The sequence below is a fragment of the Amycolatopsis nivea genome (assembly GCF_004522235.1).
Lineage (GTDB): Bacteria > Actinomycetota > Actinomycetes > Mycobacteriales > Pseudonocardiaceae > Amycolatopsis > Amycolatopsis nivea.
Map to the genome: position 1 here is coordinate 1 of NZ_SDLT01000087.1, position 10,732 is coordinate 10,732.

11 protein-coding genes are annotated in these 10,732 nt (G+C 70.4%); 7 read left to right on the forward strand and 4 right to left on the reverse strand.

Going from position 1 to position 10,732, the window contains the following annotated elements:
- Positions 1 to 332 precede the first annotated feature (332 nt).
- The gene (locus EIZ44_RS44045; RefSeq protein ID WP_037815927.1) at positions 333 to 1,127 is read right to left on the reverse strand and encodes an enoyl-CoA hydratase-related protein; all 795 of its coding nucleotides are present in this window, start codon (positions 1,125 to 1,127) and stop codon (positions 333 to 335) included.
- Positions 1,128 to 1,329: 202 nt separating this feature from the next.
- On the opposite strand from EIZ44_RS44045, the gene EIZ44_RS44050 reads away from it, so the two are divergent.
- Together EIZ44_RS44050 and EIZ44_RS44055 are read left to right on the forward strand one after the other, a co-directional pair.
- On the forward strand, positions 1,330 to 1,497 hold the full coding sequence (locus EIZ44_RS44050; RefSeq protein ID WP_005155393.1) for a DUF3117 domain-containing protein: 168 nt from the start codon (positions 1,330 to 1,332) through the stop codon (positions 1,495 to 1,497).
- A gap of 88 nt (positions 1,498 to 1,585) precedes the next feature.
- On the forward strand, positions 1,586 to 3,025 hold the full coding sequence (locus tag EIZ44_RS44055; RefSeq protein WP_134734574.1) for a leucyl aminopeptidase family protein: 1,440 nt from the start codon (positions 1,586 to 1,588) through the stop codon (positions 3,023 to 3,025).
- Between the two features lie 41 nt (positions 3,026 to 3,066).
- Here EIZ44_RS44055 and map read toward each other — a convergent pair whose 3' ends face one another.
- Together map and EIZ44_RS44065 are read right to left on the reverse strand one after the other, a co-directional pair.
- A complete protein-coding gene (gene map / locus EIZ44_RS44060; protein ID WP_037815922.1) occupies positions 3,067 to 3,855 on the reverse strand; it encodes a type I methionyl aminopeptidase in 789 nt (262 codons plus the stop codon).
- Positions 3,856 to 3,937: 82 nt separating this feature from the next.
- Positions 3,938 to 4,834: a LysR family transcriptional regulator gene (locus tag EIZ44_RS44065; protein WP_043831997.1), complete on the reverse strand. Its 897-nt coding sequence runs from the start codon at positions 4,832 to 4,834 to the stop codon at positions 3,938 to 3,940.
- A gap of 63 nt (positions 4,835 to 4,897) precedes the next feature.
- Between EIZ44_RS44065 and EIZ44_RS44070 the strand changes: the two genes are divergently transcribed.
- Positions 4,898 to 6,088 (forward strand): MFS transporter, encoded by a 1,191-nt coding sequence (locus tag EIZ44_RS44070; protein ID WP_205673501.1) that lies wholly within the window; start codon positions 4,898 to 4,900, stop codon positions 6,086 to 6,088.
- Between the two features lie 4 nt (positions 6,089 to 6,092).
- Here the strand turns inward: EIZ44_RS44070 and EIZ44_RS44075 are convergent, their stop codons facing one another.
- Positions 6,093 to 6,749, reverse strand: a complete 657-nt coding sequence (locus tag EIZ44_RS44075; protein ID WP_037815919.1) for an O-methyltransferase — start codon at positions 6,747 to 6,749, stop codon at positions 6,093 to 6,095.
- 235 nt (positions 6,750 to 6,984) lie between these two features.
- On the opposite strand from EIZ44_RS44075, the gene sigE reads away from it, so the two are divergent.
- The 4 genes from sigE to tatB all read left to right on the forward strand — a co-directional run.
- On the forward strand, positions 6,985 to 7,599 hold the full coding sequence (sigE, locus tag EIZ44_RS44080; protein ID WP_134734579.1) for an RNA polymerase sigma factor SigE: 615 nt from the start codon (positions 6,985 to 6,987) through the stop codon (positions 7,597 to 7,599).
- Positions 7,596 to 8,285, forward strand: coding sequence for an anti-sigma factor family protein (locus EIZ44_RS44085; RefSeq protein WP_134734575.1), 690 nt, complete (start codon positions 7,596 to 7,598; stop codon positions 8,283 to 8,285). The genes sigE and EIZ44_RS44085 overlap by 4 nt, the downstream gene beginning before the upstream one ends.
- Positions 8,286 to 8,853: 568 nt before the next feature.
- Positions 8,854 to 10,383: a S1C family serine protease gene (locus EIZ44_RS44095; RefSeq protein WP_134668858.1), complete on the forward strand. Its 1,530-nt coding sequence runs from the start codon at positions 8,854 to 8,856 to the stop codon at positions 10,381 to 10,383.
- 98 nt (positions 10,384 to 10,481) lie between these two features.
- A partial coding sequence (gene tatB, locus EIZ44_RS44100; protein WP_134734577.1) for a Sec-independent protein translocase protein TatB occupies positions 10,482 to 10,732 on the forward strand: 251 nt, incomplete at its 3' end.

The following is a 10,732-nucleotide window of genomic DNA, read 5'->3' on the forward strand; positions in this document are numbered from 1 at the left end:
ACCGCCTTAACCCGGGACAACGTCCCTGGACATCACAGCTAACCCCCACCCCAACCAAACCGCCGCCGGTGCACCCAACAATCAGTTGCACCCACCCCCCGCAGCCGATGCACCCAACGAGCGAGGCACCCAGCCCTCCCCCGCACCCCGATACGAAGCGCATCTGCGGTTCGGGGGTGCTTGTCAAGGCATCTTTCCCGCCTTGACAAGCACCCCCGAACCGTCAGCACAATCAAGCTTCGGGGTGCCCCACGCAACCCTCTTTTCTTATGCGGCGCAGNGCCCACGCAACCCTCTTTTCTTATGCGGCGCAGCCGCTCCTCTTTAACCCTTCACTTCCCCTGAAAATTAGGCCGCCGCTTCCCCACAAACGCCTCCACAGCCTCCGCATGATCCGCAGTACCCCCCAACTCCGTCTGCGCAGCGTCCTCAGCAGCCAACGCCTCCTCCAACGAAGACTCAGCCGCCACCCCCAACACACCCTTGATCTTCGCGTAAGCCACCGTCGGCCCAGCCGCCAGCTTCGCCGCCACCTTCTGCGCCCGAGCGGCCAGCTCCTCGTCCGGCACAACCTCCCCGACGAGCCCGATCCGCAACGCCTCCGCCGAATCCACCGTCCGCGCCATCAACATCAACTCGGCAGCCCGCCCGTACCCGATCAACCGCTGCAACGTCCACGACGCGCCCGAGTCCGGCCCAAGCCCGACATTCGCGAACGCCATCAAGAACGACGACGACTCCGCCGCGATCCGCAGGTCACTGGCATACGCGAAGGCCGCGCCAGCACCGGCCGCGGTGCCGTTCACCGCTGCGATGACCGGCTTCGGCATCCCGGTGATCGCCTTGACGATCGGGTTGTAGTGGTCGCTCACCGTGTGCAGCGGGGCGGGGTCGTTCGCCTGCAGCAGGCCGACGTGCTCCTTGAGGTCCTGTCCGGCGCAGAACGCCTTGCCGGTGCCGGTGAGCACCACCGCGCGGACGTCCGGGTCCTCGGCGGCCGCGCGCAGCTCGGCGATCAGGCGCTCCTTGAGCTCGACGGTCAGCGAGTTGTACGCCTCCGGCCGGTTCAGCCGCAGGGTGCGCACGCCGTCGGCGTCGGCGGTCAACAGGACGTCGGATGTGGTCACGAAATGCTCCTCTGAAGCGGCGGCTCGGGTTCTCGGGACTGAGTCTCGCACCCTCGGCGGGCGGCATACCAGCACCGATGCGGCGGCAAATGATCGGTCCGCGTTCGCGCCCGGGCGCTGATGAGGGACAATGGGGGACGAGACCCGGCTGGCATGGGAGTGCGCGACCCGGGCGCGCCGGTTGAGACGGAGGGAGCACGCTATGGCGGCCATGAAGCCCCGGACCGGAGATGGTCCCCTCGAAGTGACCAAGGAGGGGCGGGGCCTCGTCATGCGGGTGCCACTGGAGGGTGGCGGCCGGCTGGTCGTCGAGCTCTCCGCGGAGGAAGCGAAGGACCTCGGCGCCGCATTGCAGGAGGTCACTGGCTGACCTGCGCTCTCCCCGCTCTGTCCACTGTGCACCCCGGTCTCCTTCTGGAGGCCGGGGTCGGTTCGTCTGCGCCCTAAGGTTGCTCGCTGTGCGTAACTCGCTACCACCCGTCCCCACGAAGCTGCCCGAAATCGAGGTCGTCGCCGCGACGCGCCGCGGAGTCCCGCGAGCAGTGCTGATCGCGCCGGCCGAGGCGGAGGAAGGCACAGCGTACGGGTCGAGCGGACGCGCCGCCGAAGTACGCGAAGTGCCCGAAGACGGCGACGCCCCGCGCTGGGTCGCCGGTATCGGCGAAGGCGCGCCGAAGGACTTTCGACAGACCGGTGCCGCGTTGGCGCGCGCGTTCCGCGAATCGGCCGGGGACCGTCCGATCCGGACAGTCCAGGTCGTACTGCCCGAAGACGCGACAGCCGAGCACGCAGCCGAATTGGCGATCGGACTGTCGCTGGGCGGGTATCGGTTCGTGGTCACCACGACAGAGCCGAAGCCGCCGGTGCCCGCCGTACGCCTCGTTGTCGCGCACGAGCGCGCCGTACCCGCGTACGCAGACGCCGTAGCGCGCGTACGCGTTCTAGCGGCGGCTGCTGCCTTTACTCGCGACCTGGCGAACACGCCGTCGAACATCAAGAATCCGGCGTGGCTGGCGAACACTGCGGCGAAGGTGCTGGGCGGCACGGTCGACGTGACCGTGCGGGACGAGAAGTGGCTCGCCGACAAGGGGTTCGGCGGAGTCCTGGCGGTCGGCGGCGGTTCGGCTTCCCCGCCGCGCCTCATCGAAATGACACACCGCCCGCGCAGCGCGACGAAGCACCTGCTGTTCGTGGGCAAGGGGATCACCTTCGACACCGGCGGCATTTCGCTGAAGCCCGCCGACGGCATGCACCTGATGCGCACCGACATGGCGGGCGGCGCGGCCGTGATCGCCGCGATGCGCGCGATCGGCGAGCTGAAGCTGCCGGTGCGCGTCACCGCGCTGGTGCCCGCGGCGGAAAACCACGTCTCCGGCGGCTCGTACCGGCCCGGCGACATCGTGCGGCACTACGGCGGCCGGACCACCGAGGTCGGCAACACCGACGCCGAGGGCCGGATGGTGATGGCCGACGCGCTCGCCTACGGAATCGCCCAGTTCAAGCCGGACCTGATCGTCGACGCGGCCACGCTGACCGGCGCGATGAAGGTGTCGCTCGGCCTGCGCACCGGCGGCGTCTTCGCGACGGACGACGACCTCGCCGCCCGCGTGATCGAGGCGGGCGCCCGCGCCGGGGAGGCCTGGTGGCGGATGCCGCTGGTCGAGGACTACGCGACCGGCATCGAGGGCGAACTCGGCGACGTCCGGCAGGCCCCCGGGGGCCCGGGCGGGATCATGGCGGCGCTGTTCCTGCGCGAGTTCACCGCGGGGCTGCCGTGGGCGCACCTGGACATCGCGGGCCCGGCGCGCGCGGACAAGACGTACGACGACGTGGTGCCCGGCGCGTCCGGGTTCGCGGCGCGGACGTTGGTGGAGTTCGCGGCTTCCTACGAGGGCTAGCCGGTCGCTGCCGTGGCGGGAGTCGCCGCGGCAGTGCGGGGCTAGTTCTTTCCCGCCAGCTCTTCCTCGCGGCGGGTCAGCACGATCGGGTCCCCGTCGGTGATCGCGACCGTGTGCTCGGAATGCGAGGTGCGCGAGCCGTCCGCGGAACGGATGGTCCAGCCGTCCGGGTCGTAGACGATCTTGTCCGTCGTGCGAGCCAGCCACGGTTCCAGCGCGAGCGTCAGTCCGGGCCGGAGTTTCATGCCGCGGCCTGCCCGGCCGCGGTTGGACACGTGCGGATCGCCGTGCATGGTGCGGCCGATGCCGTGCCCGCCGAACTCGGTGTTGACCGGGTAGCCGTAGCCGGTCGCGACCGCCTCGATCGCGGCCGAGATGTCGCCGAGCCGGTTGCCCGGGCGGGACGCCTCGATGGCGGCCTCCAGCGCTTCCTCGGTGGCCCGGATGATCCGCTGGTCCTCCTCGGCGGGCGTGCCGACGATGATCGTGCGCGCCGAGTCGGCCGCCCAGCCGTCGATGGTGACCGCGATGTCCGCGGTGAGCACGTCGCCGTCGCGAAGCGGGTAGTCGTGCGGAAGGCCGTGCAGGACGGCGTCGTTGACCGACAGGCAGATGACGTTGCGGAACGGGCCCTCGCCGAAGGACGGCGCGTAATCCCAGTAGCACGAGACCGCCCCGCGCCGCTTGATCATGCCGCGCACGTGGTGCTCGATGTCCATCAGGTTGACGCCGACGTCGGCGAGCTTGCCGACCTCGGTCAGCACCTCGGCGATGAACCGCCCGGTCACGTGCATGCGGTCGATCTCCGCAGGCGTCTTCAGCTCGATCACGACTACCTCGCGTCCTCAAGTTCCCGGTATTTCTATACCGGAACGCTAGCACGGTACCGGGATACAAATACCACCCCGGCGGCTAATCCGTCCTGCCGAGCACGTGGTCGCGGAATGCTTGGACGGCGGGCGAAAGCGGTTCCCCGGCTCGCCAGGCCAGCCCGATCGTCCGGTGGACCGGCGGGTTCAGCGGCACCTCCGCGACCCCGGCCGGGGAGCCCGGCTCGAAGCGCGGAAGGAGCGCGACGCCCAGCCCGGCCCCGACGAGGCCGCGGACAGTGTCGGATTCCTGGCCCTCGAAGGCGACCTTCGGCGTGAAGCCGGCGGCAGCGCAGAGGTCGTCGGTGATCCGGCGCAAGCCGTAGCCGGGTTCCAGCAGCACGAACGGCTCGTCGGCCAGCTCCGCGACGCGCACGCTGCGCCGTCCGGCCAACCGATGCCCCGCCGGGACCGACAGATGGATCGGCTGCCGGTCGAGCACGACGGTCTCCACCCGTTCGTCCTCGACGACCGGGGCGAGCAGAGCGAGATCGAGTTCGCCGGACACGAGCCGGTCGACCATGTCCTGCAACGAACCCTGCACGAGGGAGAACCGGGCGGTCGTGGCCTGTTCGCGATACCTGCGGAGCAATTCCGGCACCAGCGACCGGCCGAGCAGGTGCAGAAACCCGAGCACGACGCGGCCGCTCGCCGGTTCGATCTCCTCGCGGGCGAGGCGGACCCCGGCGTCGACCACGGGAAGGGCGCGTTCCGCCGCGTCGGCCAGCAGTTCGGCGGCGCGGGTGAGCCGGACGCCGCGGCCGTCGGGCACGGTCAGCGGCGCGCCGAGGGCCTGTCCGAGCGCGGCCAGCCGCCTGCTGACTGTGGGTTGCGGCACTCCGAGGAGCTCGGCCGTGCGAGTGACGTTTCCGGTGCTTCGCAGCGTGGCCAGCAGACACAGGTGCGGGACGAGCTGCGCGGTGAGGCTCTCATTCGGCACAGTATGAATGATTGCAGATCTACGTATTAGACGTATTGATTAGCGAAGCTTACTTTCAAGGTCATGCTGTCCTCCGCCCGCCGGGCCAAGGTCGCGGTCGCCGCCGCGGGCTTCACGTCGTTCGCCCTGCTCTACGCCCCGCAGGCGGTCCTGCCGCAGCTCGCCGGCCAGTACCACCTCGATCCCGGCGGCGCGGCGCTCGCGGTGAGCGTGGCGACCGGGGCGCTGGCGATCTCCGTGCTGCCCATCGCCGCGCTGTCCGAGGCGATCGGGCGGCGGCCGGTGATCATCGCGTCCGTCGTGCTCTCCTCGGTGCTCGGGCTTCTGCTTCCGCTGATGCCGAACTACCCGCTGCTGCTGGTGCTGCGCGCGGTGCAGGGCGTCGCGATCGCCGGATTCCCCGGCGTGGCCACGGCTTACCTCGTGGAACGGCTCGGGAAGACCGGCGTCGCGGCCGCGGTCGGCGCGATGATCGCGGGCAACACCATCGGCGGCATGACCGGACGGCTGGCCACCGGGTTCACCGCCGGTCCGTTCGGCTGGCGCGGCGCGCTGTACGTGGTGGCTGGGCTTTCGCTGGTCTGCGCGGTCGTGACGGTGGTGATGCTGCCGCCCTCGCCAGCCAAAACAGGGGAGCGGCAAGGCCTTCGCGACATCGGGGCCGGCTTGCTGACCGCCGTGCGGCAGCCGGTGTTGCTCGTGCAGTACGCCGTCGCGCTGCTGGCCATGGGGTCGTTTGTCGCGCTGTACAACGCGGCCGGGTTCCGGCTGACCGGCTCGCCGCTGAACCTGTCGCCGGCGATCGCGTCGCTGGTGTTCGTGTCTTACGCGCTGGGCTCGGTTTCCTCGGCCACGGCCAACCGGTTGTCCGCGCGGATCGGCCGTCGGCAGGCGCTGGTCGGCGCGCTGCTGCTGACGGCGGTGGGTGCGCTGCTGACGATTCCGGACTCGCTGCCGTTGATCGTCGTCGGCTTCCTCGTGTTGACGACGGCGTTCTTCGCCGCGCATTCGATCGCGAACAGCTGGGCCGCGGCCGAGGCCCCGGAGAACGCGCGCGGACAGGTCGGCGGGCTGTACATGCTCATGTACTACCTGGGCAGCAGCATCGGCGGCGGGGTCGGCAGCGTCGTCTACGGAGCGGACGGGTGGAGCTGGTTGATCGTGGCCGTCGTGGTGTGGCTGGGGCTGGCCGTGGCGGCGGTGCAGGTGGGCACGCGGGTGCGGAGCGAGAAGCGGGTGCTGGTGGGCAGCTGACCGCTCACGAGCACGCGGTGGCCACCAGCAGTCCGCCGCCGACCGGCAGCAGGGCCGGGATCAGCCGGTCGTCCTCGCGGACCGCCCGCGCGACCTCGCGCAACGCCATCGTCTCCGGATCGCGCCGTGCCGGGTCGGTGAGCCTGCCGCCCGCCAGGACCTGATGGAACACGATCACCCCGCCGCGGCGCAGCAAGGCCACGCCCTGCTCGTAGTAGCCCGGGTACTCGATCCGCGCGGCGTCGACGAACACCAGGTCATAGCCGCCCGGCGTGAGCCGCGGCAGCACGTCCAGCGCGCGGCCGACGATGAGCCGCATCCGGCCCGGTGGATAGCCCGCCTCGAGGAAGGTCTTGCGCGCCGCCCGCTGGTACTCCGGCTCGACGTCGATCGAGGTCAGCACGCCGTCGGCGGCCATCCCGCGCAGCAGGTACAGCCCGCTCACGCCGGAGCCGGTGCCGACCTCCACGACCGCCCGCGCGGCGACCGTCGCGGCGAGAAACCGCAGCGTCGTGCCTGCTCCGGGGGCCAGCGGGGCGCACCCGAGGTCGACCGCGCGCAGCCGTGCCGCGGCCAGCACGTCATCGTCGGGCAGGTACCCGTCGACCTGCTCGGCGCCGACCGCCCCGGTCTCGGCCGCCGCCTCTGTCCCCGAACTCACGCGCGAAGGTTAGCGCTGGTTGTCGATAAATCAGCGAAGGCTCCCTGGTAAGCGCCTTCCGGCCCGGGGGAAAGCCCGCGATCGCCCTGGAAAGGACCTCGCCGGCCAACTTCTCAGGCTGCTCTCAGATCGGTCTCATGAGTTCCATAAGGAAGACCGACAGACTGAGTCTCAACCACACGGGAACACCGTGTGCCCGGCCCGCGTTGGCAGAGGTGAAGAGGAGTTGACCCAGATGGAGGTGCCTGCTCCCCTGATGCAGAACGCCGAACTGCCGGAAGCCGCCCCGGTGACCGTGGACGCAGCCGAGACGGCTTGGACGCCGCCCTCGTGGGACGAGGTCGTGCGCGAACACGCCGACCGCGTGTACCGGCTCGCCTACCGCCTCACCGGCAACACGCACGACGCCGAGGACCTGACCCAGGAGACGTTCATCCGCGTCTTCCGGTCGCTCGCGTCGTACAAGCCCGGCACCTTCGAGGGCTGGCTGCACCGGATCACCACGAACCTGTTCCTCGACATGGCGCGCCGCCGCTCGCGCGTGCGCATGGAGGGACTGCCCGAGGACACCGACCGGATCGTCGGCGACGACCCGAGCCCCGAGCAGCACTACAGCGACACCCACCTCGACCCCGACCTGCAGGAGGCGCTCGACGAGCTGCCCCCGGAGTTCCGGGCCGCGGTCGTGCTGTGCGACGTGGAAGGACTGTCGTACGAGGAGATCGGCGCGACGCTGGGCGTCAAGCTCGGCACCGTGCGCAGCCGCATCCACCGCGGCCGCTCGGCGCTGCGCGCGTCGCTGGAGCGCCGTCGCGCGGCCCGGGAGGAATCTGCGAAGGTGCCCGTATGACCGGCTGGCGTTTCGCCGAATCCCACCTCATGCCCGACGCGGTAGTCGCACTGGTCGACGGCGAGCTGACGCCGGTCGCCCACGACCGTGCGCTCGCGCACCTCGCGCGCTGCCCGGACTGCGCGGCCGAGGTGACGTCGCAGCGGCAGGCCGTCGCGGCGGTGAAGGACGCGGGTGCGCCGTCGATGTCGGCGGGCTTCCTGGCCAGTCTCCGGTCCATTCCGGAGCACACTGACCTGCCGGGCACGCCGGACAACCTCGCGGTCACCGCGGACGGTCAGCTGGTGGCGATCCAGCGGCCGGACCGGGTGGCTGGGCTGCGCGACGCGGGGGTGCTCGGAGGTGCTGCGCCGTTGGGAACAACCGCGCCGCTCGGGCAGTCGGCGAACGTGCTCGGCGGCGGTCGGTTCGCCTTCAGCCGGAAGCGGGCGGCGCAAGGAGCCGGAGTCGTGGTGTCCGGGCTCGTGCTGAGCGCGCTCGCGCTCGTCGGGACCGCGGCGGATAGCGGGGACGGGTCCGGCGGGAGTGGGCCGGTTCGGACGCCTAATGCTAATTTGCTGCCGGCGAATATGAATGTGCCTCGGGCTGGTGGGCCTTCTTCGTCTCCTGCGCCTTCTCCTTCGTCTTCGCCGGAGCCGGAAGAAGCTGGGGTGGTTCGGGCTGGGGCTGCTGTCGCGGCTCGGTAGATCGCGGGTGGCTCGTCGCCTGGCGGCGACATTGCGCCCCTTCGTTGCGTGGGGCACCCCGAAGCTTGATTGTGATGACGGACGGCGGGTGCTTGTCAAGGCGGGAAAGATGCCTTGACAAGCACCCGCCGTCCGCATTTTGGCTTCGTATCGGGGTGCGGGGGTGGTGTGGGTGCCTCGATGCGTTGGGTGCACTGGCTGCGGTTTTGGGCGCGCGGGGTGGGGGCGTGGTTGCGATGGATTCGGCGGGCGGCGGTTGGGGGCGGGGTTAGCGCCCCAATGTGGCATTGGGTGCGTGGGACGCACCGAACGCCACATTGGGTGCGTCCGATGCACCCAATGCCGCATTGGGGCGCATTCCTGGCGGGCGGGGCGGGGGTGGTCCGTGAAGGGCTCCTTGAGGGAATCCAGGTCCGTGAAGGGGCCCCTCACGGACGGGGCGGCATCCGGGTGGCGGGCGGGGGTGTGGGAGTGCAGGCAACAGGCATTTCACTGCGGCCTGGGCACACTCATCCCTAGGCTTGGGTATCGTCGACTCCCAGCCAGACTGAACCGCATCCGGGGAATGATGACCGACCAGCCGAACGCTAATTCTGATCAGTCCGGTGCCGTCGGAACGGACCGGTTGGGGCCTCGGCCGCTTGAGCGGCCTGCGGTCGACCAGCAGCAGGCGGCTGTCTTCGGGCGGCCGCACGGGGTCGAGGGGGCGTTCGACAAGCTTTACACCCCTGCGCCCAACGGGAACGGGCAGAAGCTCAATCTCGCGCCGCCTACGCCGGAGTCGCTGGCGGAGGCGTTCAGCCGTCCCGCGGGGGCTGAGGGAGTGCGGTTGCAGCGGCCGCTCGAGGCTTCCGGGGAGAGCGGTACTTCCGAAGATCCGTTGTGGACGGACGCCAGCGATCCGTGGCGGGATCCAGCGGCCGGGGCGGTGTTGGCTGGGCCTGCGGTCGCTCCGGAGGAGGACGAGGCCGAGAAGCCGAAGCTGCCCAAGGGCGCGCAGTTGAGCTTGCCCGAGGTGTTGTTCGGGCGGCGGGTGCAGCCGAAGGCGTTGGCGCTGCTGGGGGTCGTCGCGTTGGTGATCGGCGCGGTGGGCGGGCTGGTCGGCTGGTGGGTCGCGGACACGGGGTCCGCGTTGACCGGCAGCGCCACGATTTCCGAGGCGGAGGCGGCCAAGGAGCGGCCGCCGGGGTCGCTCGCGGACATCGCGCGGCGGGTGTCGCCCGCGGTGGTTTCGCTGGAGGTCGTCAAGCCTGGCGCGGACAGCGGCGAGCAGGGCTCCGGCGTGGTGATCGATCCGCAGGGGTACGTGCTGACCAACGAGCACGTGGTCGCGACGGCGGTCGGCGACGCGGCTACGAAGATCACCGCGGTGTTCAACGACGGGACGCGCACCGAGGCCAAGATCGTGGGGGCAGACCAGAAGACCGACCTCGCCGTGGTGAAGGTCAACGTGACCAACCCGGTCGTGATGCAGGTCGGGAAGTCGTCGGATCTGCAGGTCGGGGACGCGGTGATCGCGGTCGGCTCGCCGCTCGCGCTGCAGAACTCGATCACCGCGGGCATCGTCAGCGCGCTCGACCGGCCGGTCACCGCGGGCGGCGACAACGGGGCGGCTCCGGTCACCTACTCGGCCATCCAGACCGATGCGGCGATCAACCACGGCAACTCCGGCGGTGCGCTCGTCGACTCGACCGGGGCGCTGGTCGGGATCAACTCCGCGATCCGCTCGTCCAGCTCCGACGGCGGCAGCATCGGCATCGGGTTCGCCATTCCCAGCGACTACGCGATCAAGATCGCCAAGGCGCTGATCAAGGACGGCAAGGTCAAGCACGCCGACATCGGGATCAACGCGGCCTCGACGGTCGCCGGCTCGACCACGATGGGCGCGCAGGTGCGCAACGTCGCCCCGGGCGGACCAGCGGCGTCCGCGGGGATCAAGGAAGGCGACGTGATCACCAAGGTCGGCGACCACGTCGTGCGCGACTCCGCCGAGCTGACCGTCGCGGTGCGCAGCCACGATCCGGGCCAGGTCGTCCCGGTGCAACTGGCCCGCGACGGCGCGCTGCTGGTGGTGGACGTCACGCTGGGGTCGGACTGACATCCGTTCTTAAGCTCCCGTGCGACGTTCGGGCCTGCCAGGACGAGAACAGGCCCGGGTAGTCTTGGGCGGGGCAGCACCGAGCGGAGGTTTCACGGGTGTTCGACAGTGTCGGCTGGGGCGAGATCCTCGTGATCATCATCGCGGGGCTTTTCATCCTCGGACCCGAACGGCTGCCCGAAGCGGCGGCCTGGATGGCGAGGAGCGTCCGCAAGGCCCGCGACTTCGCGACCGGCGCGCGCGAGCAGCTGCGCGAGGAAATGGGCCCCGAGTTCGACCAGTTGCGGAAGCCCTTGGAAGACTTGCGTGGCCTGCGCAACCTCGACCCGAAGCGGGTCGTGACGCAGCA

Bases quoted from the DNA above. Each gene is read 5' to 3' on its own strand.
- EIZ44_RS44050 (WP_005155393.1), top strand. From the start codon at position 1,330: ATGGCGGCCATGAAGCCCCGGACCGGAGATGGTCCCCTCGAAGTGACC.
- EIZ44_RS44095 (WP_134668858.1), top strand. From the start codon at position 8,854: ATGACCGACCAGCCGAACGCTAATTCTGATCAGTCCGGTGCCGTCGGA.
- sigE (WP_134734579.1), top strand. From the start codon at position 6,985: ATGGAGGTGCCTGCTCCCCTGATGCAGAACGCCGAACTGCCGGAAGCC.
- EIZ44_RS44070 (WP_205673501.1), top strand. From the start codon at position 4,898: ATGCTGTCCTCCGCCCGCCGGGCCAAGGTCGCGGTCGCCGCCGCGGGC.
- EIZ44_RS44085 (WP_134734575.1), top strand. From the start codon at position 7,596: ATGACCGGCTGGCGTTTCGCCGAATCCCACCTCATGCCCGACGCGGTA.